Source organism: Selenomonas sp. oral taxon 478, from assembly GCF_001189555.1.
Taxonomy (GTDB): Bacteria; Bacillota; Negativicutes; order Selenomonadales; family Selenomonadaceae; genus Centipeda; species Centipeda felix.
In genome coordinates, this window is sequence record NZ_CP012071.1 from 426,126 (window position 1) to 453,003 (window position 26,878).

Annotated in this window: 21 protein-coding genes, 2 tRNA genes and 1 other RNA gene; 3 read left to right on the forward strand and 21 right to left on the reverse strand. The window is 59.8% G+C overall.

All coding sequences use genetic code 11. The features are described from left to right. The first annotated feature begins 193 nt into the window (after positions 1 to 193). Positions 194 to 1,093: a LysR family transcriptional regulator gene (locus ADJ74_RS02100; protein WP_009753919.1), complete on the forward strand. Its 900-nt coding sequence runs from the start codon at positions 194 to 196 to the stop codon at positions 1,091 to 1,093. Between the two features lie 278 nt (positions 1,094 to 1,371). Here the strand turns inward: ADJ74_RS02100 and ADJ74_RS02105 are convergent, their stop codons facing one another. From ADJ74_RS02105 to dhaL, 13 genes are all read right to left on the reverse strand, one after another. Next, on the reverse strand, positions 1,372 to 2,715 hold the full coding sequence (locus tag ADJ74_RS02105) for an anaerobic C4-dicarboxylate transporter (protein ID WP_050341546.1): 1,344 nt from the start codon (positions 2,713 to 2,715) through the stop codon (positions 1,372 to 1,374). A 238-nt stretch (positions 2,716 to 2,953) separates the two neighbouring features. Further along, positions 2,954 to 3,187 carry a DUF2283 domain-containing protein gene (locus tag ADJ74_RS02110; protein ID WP_050341547.1) on the reverse strand — a complete coding sequence of 78 codons (234 nt, stop codon included), beginning with the start codon at positions 3,185 to 3,187 and terminating at the stop codon, positions 2,954 to 2,956. Then, positions 3,165 to 3,560, reverse strand: a complete 396-nt coding sequence (locus tag ADJ74_RS02115) for a hypothetical protein (protein WP_050341550.1) — start codon at positions 3,558 to 3,560, stop codon at positions 3,165 to 3,167. Before ADJ74_RS02115 ends, ADJ74_RS02110 begins: the two co-directional genes overlap by 23 nt. A gap of 107 nt (positions 3,561 to 3,667) precedes the next feature. Further along, positions 3,668 to 5,710: a flagellar hook-basal body complex protein gene (locus ADJ74_RS02120; RefSeq protein ID WP_050341552.1), complete on the reverse strand. Its 2,043-nt coding sequence runs from the start codon at positions 5,708 to 5,710 to the stop codon at positions 3,668 to 3,670. A 160-nt stretch (positions 5,711 to 5,870) separates the two neighbouring features. Beyond that, positions 5,871 to 6,248 (reverse strand): TIGR02530 family flagellar biosynthesis protein, encoded by a 378-nt coding sequence (locus ADJ74_RS02125; protein ID WP_050341553.1) that lies wholly within the window; start codon positions 6,246 to 6,248, stop codon positions 5,871 to 5,873. Between the two features lie 275 nt (positions 6,249 to 6,523). Further along, positions 6,524 to 7,327, reverse strand: coding sequence for a class I SAM-dependent methyltransferase (locus ADJ74_RS02130; RefSeq protein ID WP_050341555.1), 804 nt, complete (start codon positions 7,325 to 7,327; stop codon positions 6,524 to 6,526). Beyond that, positions 7,324 to 9,195 carry a DNA mismatch repair endonuclease MutL gene (gene mutL, locus ADJ74_RS02135; RefSeq protein WP_050341557.1) on the reverse strand — a complete coding sequence of 624 codons (1,872 nt, stop codon included), beginning with the start codon at positions 9,193 to 9,195 and terminating at the stop codon, positions 7,324 to 7,326. Before mutL ends, ADJ74_RS02130 begins: the two co-directional genes overlap by 4 nt. Continuing rightward, a complete protein-coding gene (mutS, locus tag ADJ74_RS02140; protein WP_050341559.1) occupies positions 9,192 to 11,774 on the reverse strand; it encodes a DNA mismatch repair protein MutS in 2,583 nt (860 codons plus the stop codon). The genes mutL and mutS overlap by 4 nt, the downstream gene beginning before the upstream one ends. Positions 11,775 to 12,053: 279 nt before the next feature. Further along, positions 12,054 to 13,367 (reverse strand): tRNA (N6-isopentenyl adenosine(37)-C2)-methylthiotransferase MiaB, encoded by a 1,314-nt coding sequence (gene miaB, locus ADJ74_RS02145; protein ID WP_050341561.1) that lies wholly within the window; start codon positions 13,365 to 13,367, stop codon positions 12,054 to 12,056. Positions 13,368 to 13,442: 75 nt separating this feature from the next. After that, positions 13,443 to 13,516 (reverse strand) — tRNA-Cys (locus tag ADJ74_RS02150). 6 nt (positions 13,517 to 13,522) lie between these two features. Next, a tRNA-Gly gene (locus ADJ74_RS02155) sits at positions 13,523 to 13,597 on the reverse strand. Positions 13,598 to 13,697: 100 nt separating this feature from the next. Continuing rightward, complete coding sequence (gene gltX / locus ADJ74_RS02160) at positions 13,698 to 15,176, reverse strand: glutamate--tRNA ligase (RefSeq protein ID WP_009753911.1); 1,479 nt, start codon at positions 15,174 to 15,176, stop codon at positions 13,698 to 13,700. 65 nt (positions 15,177 to 15,241) lie between these two features. Further along, positions 15,242 to 15,865 (reverse strand): dihydroxyacetone kinase subunit DhaL, encoded by a 624-nt coding sequence (dhaL, locus tag ADJ74_RS02165; RefSeq protein ID WP_050341563.1) that lies wholly within the window; start codon positions 15,863 to 15,865, stop codon positions 15,242 to 15,244. A gap of 300 nt (positions 15,866 to 16,165) precedes the next feature. Between dhaL and ssrS the strand changes: the two genes are divergently transcribed. Both ssrS and ADJ74_RS02170 read left to right on the forward strand, forming a co-directional pair. Continuing rightward, a non-coding RNA gene (ssrS, locus tag ADJ74_RS10775) (6S RNA) lies at positions 16,166 to 16,340 on the forward strand. A 146-nt stretch (positions 16,341 to 16,486) separates the two neighbouring features. Then, a complete protein-coding gene (locus ADJ74_RS02170) occupies positions 16,487 to 19,069 on the forward strand; it encodes a cell division FtsA domain-containing protein (protein WP_050341565.1) in 2,583 nt (860 codons plus the stop codon). Between the two features lie 328 nt (positions 19,070 to 19,397). Here ADJ74_RS02170 and ADJ74_RS02175 read toward each other — a convergent pair whose 3' ends face one another. The 8 genes from ADJ74_RS02175 to ADJ74_RS02210 all read right to left on the reverse strand — a co-directional run bounded on the left by ADJ74_RS02175 (position 19,398) and on the right by ADJ74_RS02210 (position 26,862). After that, positions 19,398 to 20,267 carry a lysophospholipid acyltransferase family protein gene (locus ADJ74_RS02175; protein ID WP_050341567.1) on the reverse strand — a complete coding sequence of 290 codons (870 nt, stop codon included), beginning with the start codon at positions 20,265 to 20,267 and terminating at the stop codon, positions 19,398 to 19,400. Between the two features lies 1 nt (position 20,268). Continuing rightward, the gene (gene lpxD / locus ADJ74_RS02180) at positions 20,269 to 21,291 is read right to left on the reverse strand and encodes a UDP-3-O-(3-hydroxymyristoyl)glucosamine N-acyltransferase (protein WP_050341570.1); all 1,023 of its coding nucleotides are present in this window, start codon (positions 21,289 to 21,291) and stop codon (positions 20,269 to 20,271) included. 11 nt (positions 21,292 to 21,302) lie between these two features. Next, complete coding sequence (locus ADJ74_RS02185; RefSeq protein ID WP_050341571.1) at positions 21,303 to 21,734, reverse strand: OmpH family outer membrane protein; 432 nt, start codon at positions 21,732 to 21,734, stop codon at positions 21,303 to 21,305. Between the two features lie 14 nt (positions 21,735 to 21,748). Then, entirely contained in the window at positions 21,749 to 22,810 is a 1,062-nt protein-coding gene (locus ADJ74_RS02190; protein WP_050341574.1) for a hypothetical protein, read from the reverse strand. Between the two features lie 184 nt (positions 22,811 to 22,994). Next, positions 22,995 to 23,465 (reverse strand): OmpH family outer membrane protein, encoded by a 471-nt coding sequence (locus ADJ74_RS02195; RefSeq protein ID WP_009753904.1) that lies wholly within the window; start codon positions 23,463 to 23,465, stop codon positions 22,995 to 22,997. Positions 23,466 to 23,578: 113 nt separating this feature from the next. Continuing rightward, the gene (locus ADJ74_RS02200) at positions 23,579 to 24,280 is read right to left on the reverse strand and encodes a hypothetical protein (RefSeq protein WP_050341576.1); all 702 of its coding nucleotides are present in this window, start codon (positions 24,278 to 24,280) and stop codon (positions 23,579 to 23,581) included. 184 nt (positions 24,281 to 24,464) lie between these two features. Beyond that, the gene (locus tag ADJ74_RS02205) at positions 24,465 to 25,916 is read right to left on the reverse strand and encodes a glycosyltransferase family 39 protein (RefSeq protein ID WP_050341578.1); all 1,452 of its coding nucleotides are present in this window, start codon (positions 25,914 to 25,916) and stop codon (positions 24,465 to 24,467) included. Then, positions 25,909 to 26,862, reverse strand: a complete 954-nt coding sequence (locus ADJ74_RS02210; RefSeq protein ID WP_050344169.1) for a glycosyltransferase family 2 protein — start codon at positions 26,860 to 26,862, stop codon at positions 25,909 to 25,911. Before ADJ74_RS02210 ends, ADJ74_RS02205 begins: the two co-directional genes overlap by 8 nt. Positions 26,863 to 26,878 lie beyond the last annotated feature (16 nt).

Genomic DNA, 26,878 nt, shown 5'->3' on the forward strand with positions numbered 1-26,878 from the left:
TGATCCGTCAGACACACGTCAACATCTTCCTATATTATTCCATAACGTAAGGAAAAATCCTACCTCCTTTTTAAAAAATCTTAAAAAAAACAAAGAAAAATTTTTCAATAAATTTTTCTTATCCTATCATATATTGGTTGAAAGTATGATATAATGTAGCACGTATAAAGAAAGTTTATTGGAGGGTGATCTCATGGAACTGCGACAGCTCGAGTACTTCCAAATGGCGAGCCGTCTGAAAAACATCACGCGTGCCGCCGAACGCCTGCGCGTCTCCCAGCCGAACATCACCGTCGCGATCAAAAAACTCGAGAGCGAGCTCGGCATCCAGCTCTTTGACCGCAGCCAGAAGCAGCTCTCGCTGACCCCCGAGGGCGCAGTCTTTTTAGAGCGCGTCGAAGTGGCGCTGCGCAACATACAGGATGCCGTCCTCGAGATCAACGACTACAAGCAGCTGCTGAAGGGAACGATCAAAATCGGCATCCCGCCGATGATGGGCGCATATCTGTTTCCCGAGATCTTCTCCAGCTTTCAGCGGCGCTACCCGCATCTCGACGTCTACCTCCACGAGGAGGGTTCGGTCGCCATCCGCGAACAGCTGGAGCGCGACGAGCTGGACTTCGGCATCATCATCATCCCCGAGGCCGCACCCAATCTGCAGCTCCTGCCGATGGCACGCCGTCAGATCGTCTGCTGCGTGCCCGAGCACGGCGATCTTGCTGCACGCAAGGCGATCACCCTGCAGGACGTCGCGGACCACAACCTCATCATGCTGAAGGAGGGCTCCTTCCTGCGGCAGACCATGCTGCAAAAGATGGCTGCGGCAGGCATCACACCGAATATCGTGCTCGAGTCGAATCAGGTGGTCACCATTATGGGGCTCGTCGCGAGCGGTGTCGGCAACGCCTTCCTGCTCGACATGATTGCCAGCAGCGCGCACGGCATCCGCGCCCTTCCGCTCGCCAATCCCGTCTACGTCGACGTGGGACTTGCGTGGAAGCGCGACCGCTACATCTCAAACGCCGCGCAGTCCTTCATCGACTTCAGTAAGGACATTCTCCGCCACAGGGACGACGCATCACATACGGAGTAACATCATATTCAAAGAAAAGGGGCGTTGTACGAAGCTAAAAGCTTCGTACAACGCCCTCTTTGTGCCCCTTCCACCGCTTACGCGGTTCCCCTTGCTGACCTGTCCAAGAAGCAAGTCCACAGGACGAAGCTGATTGGGTAACAGGTCGTATGGGAAAACGTCCCAAGAACACGAGCGACAGCGATGTGTGATTGGCTGACGTTGACCGCTCCCCGTGATAACGGGAAAGGCTTGGGGAATACCGGCATAGCAGCTTCGAGGATATGCAGCAGCTCCTGTTAAAAGAGCAGATGTGCGATCACATAGCCGACGCAGCATCCCGAGGAGACACCGATCAGTCCCGGAATCATGAACGAGTGGTTCAGGATATACTTGCCGATGCGCGTCGTGCCCGAGCGGTCAAACCCAATGCACGCGAGATCGGATGGATAGGTCGGCAGAAAGAAATAGCCGTAACATGCCGAGATGAACGAAAGGATGAGGATCGGATCGACACCCACGTTGATCGCCATCGGTACGACAATCGCAATCGCCGCCCCCTGCGAGTTCACCAATTTCGACGTGAGGAACGCCAGCACAGCGTACGCCCACGGATAAGACTGCACCGCAGCGCCGAGGAACTGCTTGAGGAAGGCAATGTGATTCATGAAATAGGTATCTGCCATCCATGCGACGCCGTAAACCGAGACGAGAGCAACGACACCCGAACGGAAGACCTGCGAGTTGCCGACATCCTTTGCCTTGACCTTGCAGGAAACGAGGATGACTGCACCGACGAGCAGCATGACCATCTGAATGACGACAACCATCGAGATCGCCTTCGGCGCGGCATCCGGTTTCGGCGGGAATTTCGGCAGAAGCTCCGGGAAGTTGCCGAGCACAGCAATCGCAATGATGCCGATGAAGAAGATAATCATCGCACGGTAGTATTCCTTCGGCAGCTCCTTATCGAGGAGGCTCTCCGAGTCACCGTAGACATACTGCTTGTTCTCCGGATCACGGATGAACTCCTGGAAGCGCTCATCCTGGTCAAGATCCTTGCCGCGGCGATAGCTCCAAAGCGCCGCAAAGAACACACCAAGCCCCGTGGCAGGGATGGACACCGAGAGCACCTGGAACACGGTAAAGTCGTGTCCCGACACGGAGAGAAACGCCACCATCGAGACAACAGCGACCGAGACCGGCGATGCGCAGATCCCCATCTGCGATGCAACGGACGAAACCGCCATCGGACGCTCGGGGCGGATGCCCTGCTTGATGGCAATATCATAGATGATCGGAAACATCGTATAGACGACGTGCCCCGTGCCGCAGAGCACCGTCAAGAACCACGTCGTCAGCGGCGCAAGAATCGTGACGTGCTTTGGGTTATTGCGCAGGAACTTCTCTGCGTACTTCAGCATGACCGTCAGTCCGCCCGAGGTCTGCAGGAAGCCTGCGCAGGTGACCACCGCAAGGATGATCAGCATCACATCGATCGGCGGCTTCCCCGGCTGATAGCCGAAGATAAACGTGTAGATCACGAGGCCGAAGCCACTGATCACCGCCAGCCCAAGTCCGCCGTGCCGTACACCGACAATCAGACAGACGAGGAGGACTATAAAGCCCAGCAGCATTTCCATGAGAATAATTCCCCCATTCTACACAAAGCCCCTGCTCTGCACAGATAAAATAACAACGTGATTCATTATACATCTGTATCCTTCATTAGTAAAGCCTAAGAGACATAAATCAAGTCTATATCGCAAAATAAAAAATTTCCACGAAAACATTCCTGTCCTCGTGGAAACTTTATCATTATTCTTCTCCGTGAGTACAGAGAAGATTCTTTCAGAAATTCATAAAAATAGGTCTGCTGCTTCACGTTCCCGTCGGCATCAGGGGAAAGTTCACCTTGGGATATTTTTCCTTGACCGCTGCCCGTTTTTTTGAATAATCCAGTATCGTCAGTCCGACAATCTCATCGCTGTCCTCATCACGATTCACATAGACCCCGGGTGCCTCCTCATCGGCAAAAGCATTTTGTTGGCTTCCCAAGAATATGTGGAGCACATCATGGCGCTCATCGTATTTATTGACCTGCTTTTCTCCCATCGTAGACAACCTCCTCTGCAAGACAATTCATTTTCAATTTGTTGATCGGATTCCACGTAACGACTTCACGGGGCATCGTATCTTTCTCCACAATGACCGTCAGTCCTCGAAGCTTTATTCGCCCATCTTTCGGCACTAAAACAAAGTCGAGATACATAAGACGTTCGCGTCCGCCTTTTGTGCCCAAGAGGATGATAAACCGCGGTCGTTCAATTACAGACTTTGCCTGTCCCCCGTAGAGTTTTCGTTCAGCCCCATCCTCTTCACTGTGATCTCCGATAATATGGGCATCATAAGTCGATTTTTTGAGTACGACTTCGTATTTCAATGGGTCAACTGCCCGCCAAAGCACATCTTCAGCATCTGTGTCCATAACGTCACCGCCTCATTCTCCATGCTATTTTATTATACCAGCAAACACCGAACACAGCAACAAAAAAAGCCGCCCCGCAGGGCGACCCTTTCAAATGATGATTCGATTTAACGCTTCATATTGATCAGTGTCTCGAGCATCTCATCGGAGACGGTAATCATCTTCGAGTTCGACTGGAAGCCGCGCTGCGTGATGATCATGTCGGAGAACTGATCGGCAAGATCCACGTTCGACATCTCGAGTGCCGAAGTCGTCAGCTCCGTGCCGATATCCGACGCGCCGCTGATCGTACGCGTACCGGAGTTGTTCGATTCCTGATAGAGGTTCCCGCCCATCTTCGTGAGACCGGACGGGTTGTTGAACTGCGCCATCGCGATCTGGGCTTCCTTCTGACGGACGCCGTTCGTGTACGTGCCCGTAATCACGCCCGTACTGTCAATATCGACACTCGCGAGCGTACCTGCCGCATGTCCGTCGGAATCCGCCGCAATCGTCGAGGTGCCCGAGTACTGCGTGATGGCAGCGAGGTTCATCGCCACCTGCTGAGGTGCCGCACCGTTCTCATACGTGAGGCTCAGCGAGGCCGTACCGCTGACGTATGAGCCTGACGTATCAAACTTCAGATCCGTCTTGGTCAGCGCAACTGTCGTCGTTGTACCATCCGCCTCGGTGATGTTAAACGTATCGCCACCGCTGCCGAGTGAGAGCGTCCACTTGTTATTCGATGCCTTCGTAAAGACGACGGGAACGCTATGCTTCGCCCCAAGCGAGTCGTAGACCGTAATCGTCGTCGCCACCGAGGGATAGAAGGTATCGTTCCGCGCGTAGTCCTTCCCCACCAGACCGTCGATTGAACTGCCACTCTTCGTGTTCAGCACCACGCTGGACACGGTCTTTCCGCCGAACTGATAGACGGACTCACGCGTGATCGACTGGATCGTTCCATCTGTAGCGCTGCCCGTATGTGCATACGTAGCGGCCGCACTTGTAATGGCGGGAATTGGCGCCGCAAGCTTGACACTGTTGCCGTCCGCCGTGGTCACCGTAGCCCCTGTCTGCGGTGTGAGGCTCGTAATCTTGAGCTGTCCCGTATAGGTATCGCCGACCGCATAGGTGAAGCTGTTCGGGTTTGGAACTTTGACGGTAACGGCTGTTCCCGGCGTAATCGTATTGTTCGCGTCCAGCGTCAGAACAACATCGGAGGGCGGCGAGCTGACAACATTCGTAATCTTGCCGCTGATGTTGAACACATCCCCAAAGGCATAGGTTCCGCTTGTCAGGGAAGTTGCGCCCGTACGCGTGATGGTCGCCGTTGCCGAGCCATTGATCTCCTTCGGGCTGGAGGGATTGCCGCTGTCCATCGCAAGCACCGCATCCACATGTCCCGTTGTACTTGCGGTAACATTGGAGATTGTGGAACTATAGAGAGTACCCGTCGGAGCGCTGCCGACGGTCTGGGCAGGAGCACTGGAATCAAGGTAGATCTTTCTGCCGTTGTCCATGGTCAGAACGAGCTTTCCTACCTCGCCTGGTGCATAGGAATTGGTCGTCTGTGTCGTGCCGTCTGCATAGCGCACAAGCACGTTCGCCACCTCATAGCCCGGTGTCGTCGCGTTGAGGTTCTTCGTATAGGACGCTGTTGCGGTTGTCTGTGCCTCCATGGACTTTCCTGCGGGGATGCGGATATTCGTCGTGTTGTCGCCCGCGACTGAGACAACGCCGTTGTTTGCCATGTACCCCTGCACATAGAGTCCCGTGCTGGGAATCGTGAGGTTTCCCTCTGCGTCAAACGAGAACGCACCGTTGCGCGTATAAAACTTCTGCTGCCCTTTCGAAACGACGAAGAGACCGTCGCCGCGCGAGATGGCAATGTCCGTATTCTTGCCCGTCTGTTGGACGGAGCCGTTGGTATAGAGGAGGTCGGTCGACGCGACGGACATACCAAGACCAATCTGTTTCGGGTTCACGCCGCCGATTGTTCCGTTTGGAGCGGATGCACCCGAGAGGTTCTGTGAAATCATATCTGCAAATGTGACACGACTTGCCTTAAACCCGGTCGTATTGACATTTGCAATGTTGTTGCCGACAACATCCATGCGGGTCTGGTGGCCTTTGAGGCCGGAAACAGCCGAAAACATGGAACGGATCATAATGAATCTCTCCTTTGCCAGTCTGACAGTGCAAAGGAAGAGCCACCTCTGTGATATGCGTACACTCCTCCCTGAGGAAATGCACGGATGGGGATGCCCCCGCATCCCGCTGACCGCACCAGTCGCGCGCGGTCAAAAGCCTCCCGTAGGTCCGGCTTCGTCAGATGATGGCTGCACTGTCAATGTTCGTGAAAATACTGTCTGCCGCCGTCACGTCGTCAAGCGCCGTGATGACGGTGCGGTTTGTCACGGAGACGACCATTGCCGTACTGTCCTTCATGTAGATGAGCGCTTCGCGCGCCCCCTTTTCCCTCATGCGGTCAATCGTACTGCCCAGTTTCTCGAGCTCCGTGTTCGTGAGCGTCACACCGCGCCGCTGCAGCCGCTCCTCCGCATGCTGCGAAAAGCGAACGCGTTCTTTCGCCCCTTCCAGTACCTGTGCAAACGATGCGCCGCTGCTGCCCATCGCTCTTCGTCCATGGTCGGTCCCCCTGCTTCCCTGCCCGACCAGCGCCATCGAATCGTCTGCAATTCTCATTGTCTCACCTCCTTTTTTGCACAAAAATAAAATGTTCCACCTTGTATATCGGCAGAACATAAAAGAAACTTAAGTACAACTTATGAAATTGTTTGACGGAGTTTAAGGAAGCACTGATAAATTCGGTACAACCATCTTGACGCATCTTTTTTGCCCGCACTTCGGCGGAAAATCCTCCACAGAGCACCACTCTGCGTCCGGTTTTCCACCTCGTTCGGACGAAAAAATCTACGCCAATCTGGCAGACCTCATTTTATCAGTGATTCCTTAAGGAATCATACCTCCATCACGCCGTAGGCGACGCGGCTGTACCTGCCGCCCGCGAGGTCAGTGAATCCAAGGCGGGCGAACTCCCTGCTCCCCTGCCGCTCCTTCATGACGACGCGGCGGCGTGCGACGCGCCGCGCCTCGGCGATCACTTCCTCGGTGAGGGCACGCGCATCCGCGAGGACGCGCAGGGCGTTCATCCCCTCGCTCTCATGAACGGGGCGGCGGAACATCGGATCAAAGTAGACGGCGTCATAGCTCCCGTCCGCCTGTGCGCACAGGTAGTCCAGCGCATCTGCCGCATGGACGCTGATGCGCCGCATCGCCGCGTGCATCTCGTAATTATCCCCTGTCGCATGTGCGAGTCCGTCGCCGATCACCGCCGCGATGATGGGATTCGCCTCGAGCGCCGTCACACTGCCCGTCGCCCCGACGGCAAAGCTCTCGATGATGGCATCCGCCCCCGTGCCGAGCGTGCAGTCGAGGACGTACATCCCCTCCGTGAGGCCGAGTGCATGGACGAGATGGTCGCCCTGCCCGCTCCGCAGATTCTTGATGCGCAGATGTGCCATCCCAGGATGAAAGAAGAGCTCGCCCTCCGCCGTCACCGCCGTCAAAAGGCCGCGCCGTGCAACGAGCACGGCATCCACGCCGTACGCCGTACGCATCTCGTCGAGTGAGTCACTGCCGCGTGGGACGTTCGGGATGCCGAGCTCTGTTGCCGTCCGCGCCGCGAGTGCACGATTTGCTTCGGCAAATTTCTGCCCGCGCCGCACGGTCGTCACGACGGCACTGACCGTCCCGCGCGTCACAGCCCGAACCCCGTGCGCTTGAACATCTTCGCGAGATCATGCGTGCCGAACTTCAGGATCGTCGGGCGCCCATGCGGACAGGTAAAGGGAAACGGTGTCGCACGCAGCTCCTCCAAGAGGATCTCCATCTGGCGAATGCTCAGCTCCTCGCCCGCCTTGATCGCCGCACGGCACGCCATCGTCGCAATCCCCGCCTCGCGCAGATTTGCAGGGGTCGCTGCGTGCAGGTCGCCGAGGGATGCGAGAATCTCACGGATGATGCCCTCCGCCTCCTCCGTCGGGACGTCAGCGGGCGTCTCCGTCAGGCGATAGGTGCGCTCCCCCGCCGCCTCCAGATGAAAGCCGAGCCGGTCAAAGAGCTCCGCATTTTCTTCAATATATTGTGCCTCGTGTGCATCAAACGCGAGAATGGCATGCACGAGCATCTGCTGGGAGGGAATCCCATCCGTCTGCGCCGAAAAGCGGTCAAAGAGGATACGCTCATGCGCCGCATGCTGATCGATGATGTAGAGCGTCGCCGCGCTCTGGGCGATGATGTAGGTGAGGTCGACCTGCCCGATGGGGAGCATCCGCTCCTCCATGGAGATGTCACCCCCCTGTGCCGCCTGCGGGGCAGACGGTACATCCGCGAACGCCGCGCGCTCCTGTGTGCGTACCTCCTGCACGGCATCCTGTGCCGTACGCAGATCGACGCGCGTTCCTCTCCACTGCACTGCCTCGTGGACGGTCTGCGGGTGCGGCGGCGGGGCGGCATAGCCGCGTAGAGGCGCGGCAAAGGGCGCCGACGCAGGCGACACGCTCACATCGAGCGGCATCGCCTCATAGTGGAACTTCGGCTTTTCTACGGCGGCGGCGATCCCCGTCGTCTCTCCCGCCGCGCTGCGAATGGCATCAAGCACGGTCTTGTAGACCGCCTTAAAAATACGCCCCTCGTCCTCGAACTTCATCTCCGTTTTCTGCGGATGCACGTTCACATCAATCGTGCGCTGCGGTACGGTGATGACGAGGACGGCGAGCGGGAAGCCCATCTTCGGCACGAGGGAGCGGTACACATTGTCGATCGCCTTCGCAATCGCACGGTTCTGGATCGTCCGACCGTTGACGATGTAGGTCTGCCACGCGCGGCTGCTGCGAATCAGCGACGGCTTTGAGATATACCCCGTGATGCGGATGTCCGCCGCATCGTCGTAGAAGTCCAGCGGAATCAGTGCGCCCGCCGCGTCGCTGCCGTAGATGCTCCCAATCGCGCGTGCGAGGTCGCCGTCCCCCGCCGTCATGATGGTCATACGGTTATTGTTGATGAAGCGGAACGCAATGTCGGGGCGCGAGAGCGCGAGACGGATCACGTAGTCGCTGATCTTTCCCGCCTCGGTCGCATTCGTCTTGAGAAATTTCTTGCGCGCGGGCGTGTTGAAGAAAAGATCCTCGACGCGCACGCTCGTCCCGACCGCACAGCCCGCATCCTCGATCAAGGGCACACCGCCGCCGCTGATGTCGACGCGCGTGCCGAGATCATCCGCCGCCTGCCGCGTCAGGAGGGAAAAATGTGACACGGAAGCAATCGTCGGCAGAGCCTCGCCACGAAAGCCGAGGGTCGCAATCGTCTCGAGGTCGGCGGCGGCGGCAATCTTGCTCGTCGCATGGCGCAGAATCGCCGCGCGCGCATCCTCTCCGGTCATGCCGCGGCCGTTGTCCGTCACGCGCATAAAGCTCGTGCCGCCGCCCATGATCTCGACCTCGATCGCCGTCGCGCCTGCATCCATCGCGTTCTCGACCAGCTCCTTTACGACAGAGGCAGGCCGCTCGACCACCTCGCCCGCCGCGATCTTGTTGATGGTCGCATCGTCCAATACGTGGATTCGCGTCATCCCTCCCCCTCCTCCTTTCGCGCCTGTTCCTGCAGGCGATAGAGTGTATTCAGTGCCTCAATCGGCGTCATCGTCATCACATCGAGCGCTCGCAGCTCGTCGAGCGTTCCGCCCGCAAAGAGCGACGCCATCCCCGCATCGGACTTTTTCTGTGCCGATGTCTCCTGCGGTGCACTCTGCGGCGCAGCCGCCTCCAATGCGTGCAGGATCTCCTCCGCGCGCTCCGTCACGCGCTGCGGCAGACCCGCGAGGCGTGCGACGTGGATGCCGTAGGACTTATCCGCCGCCCCTGCGACGATGCGCCGCAGGAATACGACATTTTTCCCCTTTTCGCGCACGGCAATACAGTAGTTGCGAATGCGCTCGTTCTCCATCTCCGTCAGCTCATGATAATGCGTTGCAAAGAGCGTCTTGGCGTGGATGCGGCCGTCGATATGCTCCACCACCGCACGCGCGATGCTCATGCCGTCAAAGGTGCTCGTACCGCGCCCGATCTCGTCGAGAATCACGAGGCTGTCCTTCGTCGCCTCGCGCAGAATCTGTGCGACCTCGTTCATCTCCACCATAAAGGTGCTCTGCCCGCTCACGAGGTCATCGCTCGCGCCAATGCGCGTAAAGATGCGGTCGACGGGTGCGATCTCCGCCGTGCGCGCAGGGACGAAGCTGCCGACCTGCGCCATGAGCGTGAGGAGAGCGACCTGCCGCATATAGGTGGACTTGCCCGCCATGTTGGGTCCCGTGATGAGCATTGTCTCCGTTCCGCCGTGGCTGAGTTCCGTATCGTTTGGGACGAACACATCGCGCTGCAGGATGCGCTCCACCAGCGGATGCCGCCCATCACGGATGCGGATGCCGCCGTCCGCGCCCACGGTTGGGCGGACATAGCGATAGGATGCTGCCGCCGCCGCAAGGCTCTGCAGGACATCGACGCGTGCAATCGCACGGGCGACGCCTTGAATCGGCACGAGCTGCTCGCGTACGCGCTCGCGCAGCTCTGTGAAGAGATGATACTCAAGGGCGGTGATCTTCTCCTCCGCGCCGAGAATCTTCGCCTCGAAGTCCTTCAGCTCCTCCGTGATAAAGCGCTCCGTATTCGCGAGCGTCTGTTTGCGGATATAGCCCTCGGGCACCTGATCGCGCCCACTGTGGCGCACCTCGATGTAGTAGCCGAACACCTTGTTGTAGCCGATCTTGAGCGTCTTGATGCCCGTCCGCGTGCGTTCACGTTCCTCCATCTCCTGCAGGAGGGACTTGCTGTCATGGGAAAAACGGCGGAGTTCATCGAGATCGGCATGATAGCCCGCACGGATCATGCCGCCCTCGCGCACCGAGAGCCCCGGCTCATCCACGAGCGCACGCGTGAGCTCGTCACGCAGCGCATCAAAGGTCTCGATCTCCCCTGCTGCACACACAAGGAGGCGGCTCGCTGCCGCTGTGAGACACGCGCGCACGGCAGGCAGGGCGGCGAGGGAGATGCGCAGGGCGACGAGGTCGCGTGCGTTCGCCGTCTGCGTCTCAATGCGTGTCAGGAGCCGCTCGAAGTCATAGACCGTATGCAGGGCATCGCGCAGGTCAGCGCGCAGCGTACTCTTTTCCACCAGCTCTGCCACCGCATCCAGCCGCGCATCAATGCGGTGCGGCGTGAGCAACGGATGCTCGAGCCACGATTTCAGGAGGCGCGTTCCCATCGGTGTGCGTGTAAAGTCGAGCACGTCAAAGAGGGTGTTCTTTTTCCCGCCGTCGCGCAGACTGCGCGTGATCTCTAGGTTGCGCAGCGTATCGATGTCGAGCTGCATCGTCTCCGCCGCATCGAGGAAGGAGAGGCGGTTGATCTGCGAGAGATCCGCCATCACCGTCTCATGCAGATAGGCGAGGAGCGCCGCGAGCGCCGCCCGCGCCCCCGCATCGCGCGGAATTTCCTCCGCAGGGAAATGCTGTGCGGGAAGTTCCGCGTCCGCATCCCTGCCGACGACGGAGACCGCACAGTGCGGCAGACGATGCGTCAGAAACGCCCGCACCTCATCGGCGAGAGAAAAGTCCTCCGTCAGGAGCAGCTCTGCCGCCATGCGGCGATAGAGCTCATCCATGATCTGCTGTGCCGCGTGCTCGCCCGCATAGACGGCATAGAACGCCTCGCCCGTCGTGATGTCCGCGCCCGCGAGGACGAACTGCCCCGGCGCAGGCTCGTGCAGGAGGACGATGTAGATGTTGGACGCATCCCGCAGCACCTCATCGGAGAGTGCTGTGCCCGGCGTGACGACCTTCACCACCTCGCGGTGCGTCAGGCCCTTTGCCTTCGGGTCGCCGATCTGCTCGGCAATCGCCACCTTGAATCCCTTTGCGACGAGGCGTGCGATATAGCTGTCCGCCGCATGATAGGGAACGCCGCACATGGGATTCTTCTCGAGATCACCGCTGCGGCTCGTCAGCGTCAGCCCGAGCTCCTTCGCCGCCACCTTCGCGTCGTCGAAGAACATCTCGTAGAAATCACCCAGACGAAAGAAAAGAAGCTCGCCCGGATGCGCCTCTTTCGCGGCGAGATACTGCTGCATCATCGGCGTTACATTCTGCGCGTCCATCACAAACCTCCTAAAGATAACGATATAACGCTCCTCGCGAACACTTCGTTGCGCAAGTGATCGTGTGCTTATTCGCCTAAATACCTGCGGATTCCAAACGCGCTTCGCTTGAACGAATAAAATCCGCAGGGGGCGAAACGCACACTTTACTCACTTGCTCCACTAGGGTTCGCTATGGAGCGTTACACCGTATGAGCAAATCTACCGAACAACCTCGCCTACGCGCTCCGTCCCATGCGGAAAAGTGTTCGCGTGGAACTCGCCTCCTATACCGAAAGACTACCGTACAACCTCGCCCTTCAGCACCCACGTCTGCGGCTGCGTGATCTTCACCTGCACAAAATCGCCCACGCGCTCCGCCCCATGCGGAAAGAGCACAATCTTATTCGTGCGCGTGCGCCCGCTCCACACGGCGGGATCATTCTTACTCGCACCCTCAACCATCACCTCGACCTGCACATTGCGCAGCCCCTCATTGATGGCGCGGCTGATCTCGTTCTGCACTGCCATCAGGCGCTCCAGACGCGCGTGCTTCACGTCGTCCGGCACCTGCGCCGCCATCGCTGCGGCAGGCGTGCCCGACCGCTTCGAGTAGAGGAACGTATACGCCGCGTCATAGCGCATCTCGCGCAGGAAATCCAGCGTCTCTGCGAAGTCCTCCTCCGTCTCCCCGGGAAAGCCCACGATGAGATCCGTCGTCAGGCTCGCCCCCGGCAGAGCCTCCCGCACACGCCGTGCGCGCTCACGGTACTGCTCCACCGTATAGACGCGGTTCATCGCCTTCAGGATACGGTTGCTCCCGTACTGCACGGGCAGATGGATGTGCTCACAGATATGCGTGCCGTTTTTGATCGTGTCGATCAGCTTGTCGCTGATGTCCTTCGGATGCGACGTCATAAACCGCACGCGGCGAATCCCCTCCACCGCATCCACCATGTGCAGGAGATCGGCAAAATCCGCCTGCCCGTGATCTTTCCCATAGGAGTTGACATTCTGCCCGAGGAGCGTCACCTCGCGATAGCCGTCCGCCGCTGCACGGCGCACCTCCGCCACGACCTCCTCGGGCATGCGGCTGCGCTCACGTCCGCGCACGTAGGGGACGATGCAGTACGTACAGTAATTATTGCACCCATACATGATCGGCACCCACGCCGAGAGTGTCCCGCCGCGCGCGATGGGCAGATCCTCCTCCACCGCGTGCGCATCGAGCGCGACATCCACCACTGACGCGTGCTCCGCCGCGATCTCCGCGACAATGCGTCCCAGCTCCTGCACCTTGCCCGTACCGAGCACAAAGTCAATGTGCGGTGCACGGCGCATGAGGTTCTCCCCCTCCTTCTGCGCCATACAGCCCGTAATCCCGAAGATCAGTTGCGGATGACGCTCCTTGACCTTCTTGATCTCGCCGATCTTCCCGTAGACCTTGTCCTCTGCCGTCTCGCGCACACAGCACGTATTGATGAGGATGACATCGGCATCCGCCGTCTCCTCCGTCCGCACATAGCCCGCCGCCTGCAGCTGCCCCTCCATGCGCTCCGCATCGGCGACATTCATCTGACAGCCATAGACTAGGATTTTATACCGTCCCCGCATTCATTTCCCTTCCGCAGCATATAACATAATAACATAAAAAGTCTGGAAGGAATCCTTCCAGACCGCATTTCATATTGGAGGCGACACCCAGAATCGAACTGGGGATAAAGGTTTTGCAGACCTCGGCCTTACCACTTGGCTATGTCGCCGAAAGATGGAGCGGAAAACGAGGCTCGAACTCGCGACCCCCACCTTGGCAAGGTGGTGCTCTACCACTGAGCTACTTCCGCAGATGATCTTCCCGCGCCGCAGTGACGCGACACTTAGACAGTATAGCGATAAACCGTGCCGCTGTCAAGTCCAAAATTTGCAAGGCAGAAATCCATCCCCTCAGCACTCCGCCAGCTGCCGCTGTGCCTCACGCAGACGGCGCAGGCTCTCCTCCTTGCCGAGGATGGCGAGGATCTCCGTCGCGCCGCCCGGCGTGACCTTCTGCCCTGCCGCCGCGATGCGCAGCACCCACATGACTGTGCCTTTCTTCCAGCCCTCACGCTCGATACACTCCTCAAGGAGCGCATAGAGGAGATCGTTCTCCCAGTGATCCCCGTCGAGGGCGTCGAGGATGCCGATCAGCTCGGGCAGGAGCTCCGCTGCCGCCGCCGGTGTGACCTTGTTGCGCTTGTTCTCATAGAGCGATGCGTCAAAGGGCGGCAGTGTCACGAAGAACTCAATCTCCGCACGCACGTCGCTGAGCCGTGTGACGCGCGTACGCAGGAGACGCGCCATCGCATTCCACTGCGCCTCGACCGACGCGGGAAGCTCGCCCGCATAGGGGCGCGCCGCCTCAGCAAATGCCGCATCCGTCATCGCCTTGAAGTACTCGCCGCTCATCCAGCCGAGCTTATCGTAGTCGAACACGGCGGGAGACTTCGACAGCCCCTCCAGCGAGAACGCCTCGATCAGCTCGTCCATCGAGAAAATTTCCTGATTCGTCGTCTTCGGGCTCCAGCCGAGAAGCGCGACGTAGTTGACGATCGCGGCGGCAGGATAGCCCATCTTCACGAGATCATCAAAGCTCGTCGCCCCATGCCGCTTGGAGAGCTTGCTCGTCTTGCCCGTTGCGTCGTCCCGCCCCATGACGGGCGCGAGATGAACGAATACGGGCGGCTCCCAGCCGAACGCCTCGTAGAGGAGGACGTGCTTCGGCGTGGAGGTGATGAACTCCGCCCCGCGAATGATATGCGACACCTTCATCAGATGATCGTCGATGACATTGGCAAAGTTATATGTCGGCATCCCGTCGCGCTTGAGGAGCACCTGATCCTCGAGCTCCGTGTTCGGGATCGTTACGCTCCCGTGCAGCACGTCGTAGAACGTCGTCTCACCGACGAGCGGCATCTTCTGCCGAATGACGTACGCGTCGCCCCGGTCGAGATGCGCCTGCACCTCCTCGGGCGTGAGGTCGCGGCAGGTACGCGGGTAGCCGCCGTAGGACTTCCCATCCTCTGCCGGTTCTGCCTCCTCCGTCTGATGGCAGAAGCAGCGATAGGCATGCCCCTCCGCCACGAGCTGCTCGGCGTACTGCTTGTAGATCGCCATGCGCTCGCTCTGCACGTATGGACCGAAGTCTCCGCCGATCTCATCGGGTCCCTCGTCGGGAATGATGCCCGCCGCGTCGAGCGTGCGGCGGATGAAGTCCACCGCATCCGCGACGTAGCGGCTGCGGTCAGTATCCTCGATGCGCAGGATGAACGTGCCGTCATTCGCGCGCGCGAACAGATAGCCGTAGAGCGCGGTGCGCAGATTGCCGATGTGCATATAGCCCGTCGGGCTGGGTGCAAAACGCGTGCGAATTTCCGTCTGTGCCAAAATACTTTCCTCCAAAAAACAATCGTGCCGTCACAGGGCGGCACGAATCGACTGCGTTATTTCGCTCAGCCGCGCAGATAGCCGCAGAGCGCACGGAACATGATGAGCGAACTCATCGCGCCCGGATCCTCGATGCCGATGCTGCGCGTACCGATGAGTGCCGCACGTCCGCGCCGTGCGGCGATGGTCTTCGTATACTCCGCGCCCGCACGTCCCGCCTCGAGCGCATCCTCCAGACACTCGCGCAGGCTCTTGCCCTCCGCGTTCTCCGGCAGGAATGCGTCGCGAATCGGGATCAGTGTATCGAGCATCGTCTTATCCCCGCGCACGGCCTTTCCGCGCCGCTGGATCGCGTCGATGCCGGCAGAGAACAGCTTTTCAAAGCTCGCCACATCGAGCCGCGTCTTTGCGCCGACCGCCTCGCCCGCGCGTACAAAGGCAATCCCGTAGAGCGGTCCCGCCGCTCCGCCGACATTCTCAATGAACGCACGCCCGATCTCGTGAAGCACCTCTGCGAGAGGCGCGTCCACCGGCAGCTCTGCGAGGCGTTCCTCCGTCGCCGTAAAGCCGCGCGCCATGTTAAGACCGTGGTCGCCGTCTCCCGTCTTGGCGTCCACTGCCGTCAGATAGTCCTTCTGTGCCATGATGGCAGCAATCACTGCATCTACGGCATCACGTATGTTTGCCATTGTCTGCACCGTCTTTCCCTGTTGTCAATGTACTGAGCCTGCCAGTACATTCCATACATTACTCCCATATTCTCATTAGCATTATAGCACGGTATTCTCCATAGGAAAAGAGGAGAGACACATTTTAGGGAAGCACGGATAAATTCAGCACCGCCATCTTAGCACATCGTTTTCTCGGCAATGCTCGAAAAAATTATATCACTGAGTGCATCCATGCGTCCTGCAATATATTTATTATATTCCCAGATTTGTCAAGTCTTGCGACGTATTTTTTTTTATGCTATCATAAAGACCAAGAAGGTGCGCCTTAGGTGTGCGTATGTCTTATCAATGTCTAACCTACAGATTTTCTAGGGAATCCGATTTGATTTCGGTCAAAGTGAAACACTTCGGTGAACGCGGAAGCCGAACTTAGGGTACCCACCTGCTTTACGCAGGTATAGACATATAGGGCGTACGGCATTTCAGACCCCTCTCTTCCGGTCAGAGCGGAACTGCCATACGGCAGCTTTGTTCTGACCTTTTTGTCGTATATTTCCCCCGTGAGGAATGGCAGGAATTTTCCAAAATAACACGAATAAAAATATAGATAATACTATGTGTTTGACAAGGGAGATCGAAATGTCGGATCTGGATACAACGAACGAAGAGGCCGCCGCCGCATCTGCATCTGCAAAGCGGCGCGGCCGCCCCAAAAAGCGCGTGCAGGAGGGGACGGAAACGGCGGCGAAGAAGCGCGGTCGTCCGAAGAAAACCGAGCAGGCCGCACCGACACGTCGCGAACGGCCGAAGGAGCTGGTCTTCGCGCTCGATATCGGGACGCGCAGCGTGATCGGCATTGTCGCTGAACAGCGTGACGGACTGCTGCACATCCTAGCGACCGACCGCCTCGAGCACCGCACGCGTGCCATGCTTGACGGGCAGATTCACGATGTGCCGCAGGTCGCTGCCATCATCCGCGAGGTCAAGCACCGCCTCATGGAGCGTACAGGGCCGTTGACCAGTGCCGCCGTGGCAGCGGCAGGACGTGCCCTCTACACGATGACAGCGGATGCCGAGCAGGACTTCACGGGCACGATTACACCTGCACAGCAGCGCGACCTCGACTTTGCAGGCGTGCAGGAGGCACAGAAAAAACTGGCTCACTCCCACACGGTCGATGATCCAACGCGTTACTACTGCGTCGGCTACAGCACGATCCGCTATACGCTCGACGGCAACGAGCTCAAGACGCTCATCGGGCAGCGCGGGCGCAAGGCGACGGCGACCGTCATTGCAACCTTTCTGCCGCGGCAAGTCGTGGACTCCATGCAGTCGGCACTGCGCGAGACGCACCTCGAGATGCGCGCCCTCACGCTCGAGCCGATTGCGGGCATCAACGTCCTCATCCCACCGACGATGCGCCATCTGAATCTCGTGCTCGTCGATATCGGCGCGGGCACATCGGACGTCGCCATCACGCGCAACGGCTCAGTCATCGCCTACGGCATGGTTCCGATGGCAGGCGACGAGATCACCGAGTCCATCTCGCGTGAGTACCTCCTCGACTTCAACATCGCCGAGGACATCAAGCGCAAGGCGGCAGATGGGCAGGACGTCTCCTTTACCGACATCCTCGGCATGAAGCTCTCGCTCACCGCCGATCAGGTGCTCGCCGCCATAAAACCCGGGGTCGAACATCTCGCGAACGCGATCGGCAAGCAGATCCTCGAACTGAACGGCGAACCGCCGCAGGCGGTCATGCTGGTCGGCGGCGGTGCACGCACGCCGATGATGACGGAGCTCGTAGCAGAGGCTCTCGGCATCCCCGCCGGCCGCGTCGCCGTGCGTCATCCCGACACGGTGGACGGCGTCGCCGATCTGCCCGAGGAGCTGCGCGCCCCCGACGCAGTCACGCCGCTCGGCATCCTGAAGATCGCTTCGATCAACACACTACATTTCCTCGCGGTCTGGATCAACGACATCGAGTACAGTCTCTTCAACTTCCGCGAGCTCAACGTCTCCGACGCCCTCCTCGCGGCGGGCATCAGCCTGCGCAAGTACAACGGACGTCCCGGCATGGGGCTGATGCTGACCGTGAACAGCGAGCGGCGGAGCTTTCCGGGGACGATGGGAACGCTCGCCCAGATCACCATCGACGGCAAGAGCGCGAGCCTCGACTCCCCCATTCACGACGACTGCCGCATCAAGCTCGTCGCAGGGGAGAACGGAACCCAGCCGACCGTGCGTCTCAGCGACGTGATCGGCAGCACGAGTGGCTACAATGTCGTGCTCAACGGAGAGGAGACCTCCGTCCCCGCGAGCATTCTCATCAACGACGCTGTACCTGAGGGCGACCCGATTCTGCGAGACGGCGACACCGTCGTCTCGCGCCGCGACCGCACCCTCGGTGAGGTGCTGCGCGCAGCGCATCTCCCGCCGACGGGACGACGCATCTCCTACACACTGAACGGGGAGGCACGCCGCTTCTCCGCCCTCCCGAAAATCACGCTGAACGATGCGCCCGCCGCGCTCTCCACCATCCTGCGTGAGGGCGATGTCATCGACTACGAGGAGACTGCCATCCCGACGCTCGAGACCGTGCTCGATCTCTCCTCGCTGGCCTCGTATGCGACCATCACCTACGAAGGGAAGGAGCATAGCATTCCTGCGGCGGGGCAGGTACTCACCATCAACGGGCGTGAGGCATCGCCCGGCACCATCGTCGAGGACGGCGCTATCATCGCCTATCAGAAAGGACGGGGGACGGCGAACGTCAGCGAGGCGCTGCTCGCCGTTGGCTTTACCCCGCCGCCCGCGACCAGCCGCGTCACCTTCGCGATTCTCGTCAACGGGGTACGTGCGGACTTCACGAGCCCCATCCACACAGGGGACACGCTGGAGGTCGTACTCACGCCGATTGATGCACCGCCCACATCGTCTGCATCCGCCTCTGCGACGACGGGAAACCCCGCCGATGATCCCGCTGCTCCCGCAGCGAGCACGATCCTCTCGGGGATCGCAGCGCGTGCGGCACAGGCCGCGGATGGGTCGGCGCTCTTCGACGCATCGACCGAAACGACGGAGAGCGGCACTGTGCCGGCCGCCAATACTGGGGATCAAAGCGTTCCGCCATCCCCACAGAATACGACAACACCAAGCGCTCAAGAGGCACCGCACACAGGCACAGCGATCACCGTAGAGTCGCTGATGCGCTACGATTGATCGATGATGGATTGAACATATAGAAAAGTGGCTGTTGCACGAAGTCGCGAACTTCGTGCAACAGCCACTTCTTTGTGCCCCTTCCACCGCTTGCGCGGTCCCCCTTGCTGACCTGTCCAAGAAGCAAGTCCACAGGACGAAGCTGATTGGGTAACAGGTCGTATGGGAAAACGTCCCAAGAACACGAGCGACAGCGATGTGTGATTGGCTGACGTTGACCGCTCCCCGTGACCACGGGGAAGGCTTAGGATAACGGTATATTCGCTTTCCCTTTGACGGGGGAGTGGCGAGCGCAGGGAGCCAATGGGGGGATATGCAGAGCCCTTTTTTATTCCTCCCGCATGGACTTCCAGCGATCATGCAGCCAGAACCACTCGTCGGGATAGCGGCGAATCCACGCCTCGATGTGCGCACTCACCTCCTGCGTCACACGCAGGACGTCGGCGGCACGGTCGTCCGTTTTTTCCACATAGAGCGGTTTCTCGATGGTAAGCTCATGATGTCCGTCCGCGCGGCGGTGCATAAAGACGGGGAAAATTGGCACACTGCAGCGGCGCGCAATCGCCGCCGCCCCCGTAAAGGCATTCGTCTCCTGTCCGAAGAAATCGACGACGACGCCGTCGCGGCGCGACGGATCCTGATCGCTGAGCAGCCCGATGATCCAGCCCTGATCGATCATGCGGAACATCTCGCGCACGCTCGAACGATAGGTGACGTGCATCCCAACAAGCGTGCGGTACTCATTGATGAAGCGATCCATCCCCGCTGCACTCTGCCGTTTTGCCACGCCGACAATCGGCAGTCCTGCCAAGGCGAGCGCACCGCCCATGAGCTCCCAGTTGCCGCTGTGCGAGGTTGCAATGATTGCTCCCTCGCCCTGCGCCAGTGCCGCGCGCATCGTATCCAGCGCCCCCGTGATCGTCACGTAGTCCTCAATATGACGGCGCAGGACGGGAAAGCGCAGCACCTCCATCAGCATCGGTCCAAAGCGCAGCGTACTCTCCCGCGCGATGCGCTCTGCCTCTGCGGTCGATACGTGAAGGCAGCGCTCGATCTGCGTCTGCGCGAGCCGCTTGCGCCGCGCGGGGATAAACGGCCAAAGGAGGCGCGCCAGTCCCGCGCCGATCATCATGGCGGCGCGGTGCGACAGGAGGCAGACGAAATGACTGAGAAGTTTGACCGCCCAGTAAGACAGCATCTCAGCTCTTTCCGCGCAGTTCTTCGATGGTCTTTTCGAGGGCTTTGACCTTCTTCACCATCTCGGGCAGACGGCGCATCGCCGCCTGTACGCGCAGCCACTCAGCGTGGGACTGAACGGGGAAGCCCGCACAGAACACCCCCTCAGGCATATCGCCGATGATGCCGGAGCGCGCCGCATAGACGGAGTTCGCGCCGATGGAGATATGTCCGACCGTTCCGACCTGCCCGCCAAAGGTGACGTTATGTCCGACCTTGGTCGAGCCGGAGATCCCCGTCTGTGCAACGATGAGGCAGTTCTCTCCAATGCGGCAGTTATGTCCGATGTGAACGAGGTTGTCGATCTTCGTCCCCTTGCCGATCACCGTTGCCCCGAGAGTAGCACGGTCAACACCAACATGCGCGCCGATCTCCACGTCGTCCTCCACGACGACGCCGCCGACCTGCGGCACCTTGGTATGCACCCCCGCCTCGGTCGTAAAGCCGAATCCATCCGCGCCGATCACGGCACAGCTGTGGATCGTGCAGCGCGCACCGATGCGGCAGTGCTCGCGCACGACTGCATTCGAATAGAGCACCGTATGATCGCCGATCACACTGTACTGCCCCACATAGGCGTGCGGATAGATCGTCACTCCGTCGCCGAGCACCGCATGATCGTCCACATAGGCAAAGGGCAGCACCGTCACTCCCGTACCGATGCGCACATCTGCGCCGATATACGCCTCGTCACTGACCCCGACAGCGTGCTCGATGGCAGGGGTAAAGATCGTGAGGAGACGCGCAAACGCTGCCTTCGGATCATCGACGAAGATGTGCGGGCACGTAAAGCCCTCCGTTCCCGTTGGCAGAAGGAGTGCCGCCGCCGACACAGCGCGCGCCGCATCGATGTGGGGCGGAACGGCAAAGGCGAGATCCCCCGCCCCCGCCTCGTCCAGCGAAGCGAGCCGATGAACGACCGTGCTGCCGCCGCTGCCGACCGTTCCGCCGACAAGCTGTGCGATCTCATTGACTGTCTTTTCCATGCCCTACCCTCTTACTGGAGTTTGCCGATGACTTCATCCGTGACGTCCACGCCGCCCGAGAGGACGCTCGGGTACTTCTTCGAGCTATCTAGGACGACGTCCAGCTTCTTCTCCTTGACAATATCCTGCATTGCAGCGTTCAGCTTCTGTTCAAGCTGGATGCTGTACATCTGCTGCAGCCCCGCCATCTTGCGCTGGGTATCCATCTGGAGCTGCTGCGACTCCTCCGCCGTCATGTTCGGGTTCGCAGTGAACTTGCTCTGTGCGTCCTGCTGCGCCTCCATGAGCTTCGTGTTCGCCTCGTCGACCACACTCTTCAGCTGCGGAGCTTCCTCCTGGACGCGCGCACGGTCAACGGTGCCGACGTGCACCTGACCGCAGCCCGCCAGTACCGTACTGCCCACGAGGAGGAGCGCTGCCGCTGCTTTATTGAAATACTTCATCGATCCATATCCTTTCATTCCCGCGTTGTCTGTTCCGTCGTAATGCTCTGCATCTCACGCACCATATCTGCCGTCACATCCCGTGCCGCATCCGCTGTAACGGGCGGCATATAGCGACGCTGAACGAAGGGGCGTGCGGGAGCGAGATGCGCCGCATCCTCCGCCTGCGGGGCAGTGAGGATGAGGGAAAGGTGCTGCATCAGTGCGATCTTTGCCGCACGGCTGCGCACATCCCGCCAGATGGCTTCCTCGAGTGCATCTGCATCGCGGCGCACCTGCGCCAGGCGCGTGGCACGCCTCGCGGCGGCGGCATGTGCGTCCTGCGCCTTTGCAGCGCGTTCCATCGCAGCGGCGTTGCGTTCCTCCGCCTCCGCCTTCTGGCGATCCGCCTCCGCCTTCTGCGCGTCGATGGTCGCCTTTGCCTTTGCCGTCCACGTCGCCTGCTGCGGCTCAATACGCGCGGCAACGCGGGCGCGGATCTCCTCCTGCCATGTGCGGTAGAGCTCCGCCTGACGTGCGCCGCGCTCCTGCCGCAACGCCTCACGCTGCGCCTCAAGCCCTGCACGCTCCTGCGCCAGTTCATCCTCAGAGACGCGCGGCCCGTGCATCGCGCGCTGATTATCGATCTTCAGGTTGATGTTGGTGATCGCATTTTGATACTCGTCGTCGATCTGCTTCTTCCGCCGCTCGTAGTCGTCCTCTGTCTGTTTGCGGTAGACCTCGGTCAGGCGTTTGCGCTCACGCTCAAGCTCGACGCGTGCGCCGATCACGGTCTGCGCATTCTTCTGCCAGACGGAGTCCTGAAACGGTTCATCGTCCGCTGCCGGCGGCGTCAGAGAAAACACCTCCGGGACATCCCTCACCGCAAGAGCAAGGGTCGCCTCCTCGGCGCGCAGCTCCATTAGGCGCGCATAGGAGGGATGCGCAGCGAGCACCTCGGAGATGCGCATGACGGCAATATCCTCCGCCGCACGGGGCTGCTCCTGCGCGGGCAGGAAATAGCACACGGCGGCAATCACGAGGAGCACGATGCCCCCTGCCAGAATCTCTCTGCGCCGCGTCTTCCAGAGCTCCATGCATCTCCCTCCGTGACGAAATTGCCATATGAAACAGCGACTTCATACAAAGGAATCACTGATAAAATCCGTCACAGCATCCCGACGCTTCTTTTACGCCAGTCCGAGGGACTTCCTTTTATCAGTGATTCCTAAAATGTACCGGGCATCGTTCTGTCCGCTACATATAGCTGGTCGCGGCGATTTACTTGCTGCTGCCCAGTTCCTTGATGACGTCCTGCGTCACGTCCTGTCCGCCATAGACGACAGCACCCTTCTCGATGACGACGGAAAGCCCCTTCTTCTCGGCGACCTTCTTAACGGCATCCTGAATGCTGTTCTCGATCGGCTCCATCAGCTCCTCATTCTTCTGTTGGAGGCGCTGCATCGTCTGCTGATAGTAATCCGACTTCTCCTGATCGTTCATCGATGCAGACTTCGTCTCAAAATCCGCCTGTGCCTCCTGCGACGCCTTCTGCATCTCGGCGTTCGCTGCAGCGAGCTGCGGATGCTGGCTGCCGACCTGACGGTAGTCCACAACACCAACGGAGGACGACGCCGCCGAGGCGATGCCCGAGCCACTCTGCGTCAGTGCAAGCGCGACAACCGAGCCGACAAAGACAACCGCGATGAGGATGCTGATAATCTTAACCTGCTTCTGTTCGAGTTTGATCATGAATGAATTCTCCTTTTCTCCTAAAGATGTTCAATCCTTCGACCGAACGCCCCCATTATAGCAAAGAGCGTACAATAGTTCAATGAAGATTTGCTGATAAAATACGCATCCTGTTACTTGACAACGCGATAGCCAACCAGCGTGGGGTCGAGACGCACGTTCGAGAGAGCGGGATCCATCGCCACGAGCGTGATGCCGGTATCGAGGTTGACATCAACCAGGACATCGTTCTGGAAGCGCAGACGTGCGACATAGCCGTCACGAATCGGCCATCCGTAGGTCACCGTCTCCTGTCCCGGCATAACATCCCAGCCGATCTGCTCACCGACCCCGCCGAGCACGGCCTGCGCCTCCGCAAGGCTCATGCCGTAGCTGAGATCGCGGCACGCATCCTTCGTCACAGGGCTGCTGACCGAGCCCTCAGCAATGGCGTCAGAGGCACGCAGCTCCTTACGCGTCAGGCGGAGTCCGCTGAGCGGATCGTTCAGGCAGTTGTTTCCCGTAAAGGTGCAGTCCACCACCTTGTATGGGCCGTTCTGCCAGCGATAGGTATAGGTATAGATGCCGTTGACGATGCTCTGATGGATGAGCTTGCCCTCCTTGCCGTAGAGTGCAGCGACATCCGCGACGCTGGAGCCCGGCGCGATCGAATCGAAGTTATCCGCCGTGATGACCTCCTGATGGTCGCGCTCCCCCTGCAGTGCGCCGTTGATCGGTGCACGGTTTGCGGTCTGCTGGCTGCCGCAGCCCGCAGCGAGAACCGCAGATGCGGCGACGGCCGCCGCGGCAAGTCCGATTTTCTTCATGTTCAGCATAGTACTTTCCCTCTTTCTCCACCAAGCCGCCCCCCGGCGGCAAAATCACTATATCCTATCATACACCAATCGACGCCAACATTCAAGGCGTCCCCGACGAAGGCTCTCTGTCAAAAGCTGTGTTCGCGCATGTGCCACTACCATGCCGCGGCTTTCGTTCCAGTGGCGCACGGGGAAGAGTGGATTACGGTACGCGCCGATAGACACGCAGTTTCTCACGTCCCTCCGTCGGCATCGTGCCGAGCAGCTCCCATCGTCCGTCTGCCATCGTCTCATCGAACGTGGCAAAGGCATGACGCTCCACGACGAGGTACACCGTCCGGTCCTGCGGCAGCTCGTCGAGGGGGAGGAACGGCATGACATTCTTGCTGTTCCAGCTCATCGCCTTCGGCGCACGCGCGGCGATCTCCTCGCGCGTCGCGAGCGCGTACATCGGATGCCCCGTGTAGTAGGGAACCGTCGCCGTATAGTCGCCGCAGGAGACGAGGAGATCCTCCTCCTGCATCGTCTGCATGAGGAGTTCCGCCGCCGCCTTGCCGCTAAAATGCCCGTCGCGCGGCGCATAGTGCACAGCGCCGAGCACGACGGCGAGATAGAGTGCGCCGCCGAGGAGCACCCCCATACGCAGCACGCGCGTATTCTCGCGAAGGAGATGTGCCGTCAGGATCGCCGTCGGCAGGAAGGCGGGAAAACTGTAGGTTGGGTACTTTGTCGCCATGAGCTGAAAGAACACGGGCACGACGATCGCCCAGACGAGGAGAAACTGCGTCCCCGCATCGAGGACGGGACGCATGCGCCACGCCCGCAGAAGCGCGAGCGGCAGAGCAAAGCTCCACGGGAACATCCCGAGGAAGTAGATACCGAGATAGAAGTACCACACATTCCACTGCGCGTGCTCCGAGACCGTTGCACGCAGGACATTGTGAACCCCGAGGAAGGTGTTCACAAAGTCTGCTCCATGCGCCAAATACATATAGATGTACCACGGCGCACAAACCGCCGCGAGCACGAGCAGCCCCGTCGGCAGAGCAATGCGTCCGAGTGCGCGCAGATCGCGACGCACGGCGAGGTAGACGAGGATCACGAGCCCCGGCAGGAGAAAGCCGACAGGCCCCTTTGTCAACACGCCGAGCCCCGCACATGCATAGGCGAGATATAAATAGCCGCGCCGCCCGTCCCGATAGCCGAGGTAGAACGCGCCGAGCGTCCCGCCGAAGAACACGAAGAGTGTCAGATCGGTCAGGATGAGTTTGGCGAGGAATCCATAGAGGACGCACGAGCCGAGAATGACCACCGACCAGAACGCCGTCCGCGCATCATAGAGCCGCCGCGCGAGCGCGTAGGTGAGGAGCAAGCCTGCCGATGCAAAGAGCGCAGGGAAAAACCGCGCGGCAAAGTCCGTCACACCGAAGACGGAGAACGCGGCGATCAGTTCCCAGTAAAAGAAGATGGGTTTATCGTACCAGTAATTTCCGTAGATCTGCGGTGAGAGATAATTCCCCGCCGCGAGCATCTCCTTTGCCGTCTGCGCATAGTTCACCTCGACGGGTGCCGTCACGGGGAGTGCTGCATTTCCCCAGAAAAAAAGGGCGGTGAAAAAGAGCAGCACCGCCCCCAGCCGCATCCGATCATCCATCGTGCGCCTCCTTTTCCGCCGCCTGTGGCCTGTTGTCACACGCAATCAAGTAGAGCGGGCGATCCTTGACCTCCTGCAAAATACGTGCGATATACTCCCCGCACACGCCGAGCATCATCATCTGCATCCCGCCGAAGAACAGGCTGCATACGACGATGGTCGACCAGCCCGGCACAGTCTCCCCGCGCAGCGTCTCAAAGAGGACATGGAGGAAGAGCACCACGGCCAGCAGCGCGGACATCAGCCCCACATAGAGCCCCGCGCGCAGCGGCTGCACCGAGTAGGCGAGGATGCCGTCGAGGGCGAACGAAATCATGCGCCGCAGCGAGAACTTCGAGCTGCCCGCATAGCGCGCCTGCGCAACGAAGTCCACTGTCGTCCGCCGAAAGCCGAGCGAGCAGACGATGCCGCGAATGAATCGCGCGTGCTCGCGGTAGCGGCGCAGTGCGAGCACAGCCTTGCGGTCCATCAGGCGGAAATCCGATCCACCCTCCTGAATCTCCACATCCGTCAGCAGGTTCAGGAGACGGTAGTAGTAGGTAGAGGTCATGCGCTTAAAGACGGAGACTCCCTCCGTCGTCAGGCGCACAGTCTGCACGATGTCAAAGCCCTCCTCCCACTTTTTGAGGAGCTGCGGCAGGAGCTCGGGCGGATGCTGCATATCCCCGTCCATCGTGATGACCGCATCGCCGTCCGCATGATCGATGCCGCAGGTCAGAGCAAGCTGATGCCCATAGTTGCGTGCGAGAAAAATCGAGCCGATGCGGCCATCTCGCTCACCCAGCATGCGCAGGATCTCACGGCTGCGGTCGGAGGAACCGTCGTCGATGAAGAGCAGCTCATAGTCATAGGGCAGACGCCCCATCACCTCCTCCACCGCCGCCGCAAAATGCGCGATGTTCTCCTCCTCGTTGTAGACCGGAACGACGATTGAAATGCGTTTCACGATGTCTCCCACGTCC

Coding starts and splice junctions, on each gene's coding strand:
- lpxD (WP_050341570.1), bottom strand. CDS start 21,291: ATGGAAAAGACAGTCAATGAGATCGCACAGCTTGTCGGCGGAACGGTC.
- mutS (WP_050341559.1), bottom strand. CDS start 11,774: ATGGACGCGCAGAATGTAACGCCGATGATGCAGCAGTATCTCGCCGCG.
- ADJ74_RS02205 (WP_050341578.1), bottom strand. CDS start 25,916: ATGGATGATCGGATGCGGCTGGGGGCGGTGCTGCTCTTTTTCACCGCC.
- ADJ74_RS02105 (WP_050341546.1), bottom strand. CDS start 2,715: ATGGAAATGCTGCTGGGCTTTATAGTCCTCCTCGTCTGTCTGATTGTC.
- dhaL (WP_050341563.1), bottom strand. CDS start 15,865: ATGGCAAACATACGTGATGCCGTAGATGCAGTGATTGCTGCCATCATG.
- ADJ74_RS02195 (WP_009753904.1), bottom strand. CDS start 23,465: ATGATCAAACTCGAACAGAAGCAGGTTAAGATTATCAGCATCCTCATC.
- ADJ74_RS02100 (WP_009753919.1), top strand. CDS start 194: ATGGAACTGCGACAGCTCGAGTACTTCCAAATGGCGAGCCGTCTGAAA.
- ADJ74_RS02170 (WP_050341565.1), top strand. CDS start 16,487: ATGTCGGATCTGGATACAACGAACGAAGAGGCCGCCGCCGCATCTGCA.
- ADJ74_RS02115 (WP_050341550.1), bottom strand. CDS start 3,560: ATGGACACAGATGCTGAAGATGTGCTTTGGCGGGCAGTTGACCCATTG.
- ADJ74_RS02190 (WP_050341574.1), bottom strand. CDS start 22,810: ATGGAGCTCTGGAAGACGCGGCGCAGAGAGATTCTGGCAGGGGGCATC.
- ADJ74_RS02125 (WP_050341553.1), bottom strand. CDS start 6,248: ATGAGAATTGCAGACGATTCGATGGCGCTGGTCGGGCAGGGAAGCAGG.
- ADJ74_RS02110 (WP_050341547.1), bottom strand. CDS start 3,187: ATGGGAGAAAAGCAGGTCAATAAATACGATGAGCGCCATGATGTGCTC.
- ADJ74_RS02185 (WP_050341571.1), bottom strand. CDS start 21,734: ATGAAGTATTTCAATAAAGCAGCGGCAGCGCTCCTCCTCGTGGGCAGT.
- ADJ74_RS02175 (WP_050341567.1), bottom strand. CDS start 20,267: ATGCTGTCTTACTGGGCGGTCAAACTTCTCAGTCATTTCGTCTGCCTC.
- ADJ74_RS02120 (WP_050341552.1), bottom strand. CDS start 5,710: ATGATCCGTTCCATGTTTTCGGCTGTTTCCGGCCTCAAAGGCCACCAG.
- mutL (WP_050341557.1), bottom strand. CDS start 9,195: ATGACGCGAATCCACGTATTGGACGATGCGACCATCAACAAGATCGCG.
- ADJ74_RS02200 (WP_050341576.1), bottom strand. CDS start 24,280: ATGCTGAACATGAAGAAAATCGGACTTGCCGCGGCGGCCGTCGCCGCA.
- miaB (WP_050341561.1), bottom strand. CDS start 13,367: ATGCGGGGACGGTATAAAATCCTAGTCTATGGCTGTCAGATGAATGTC.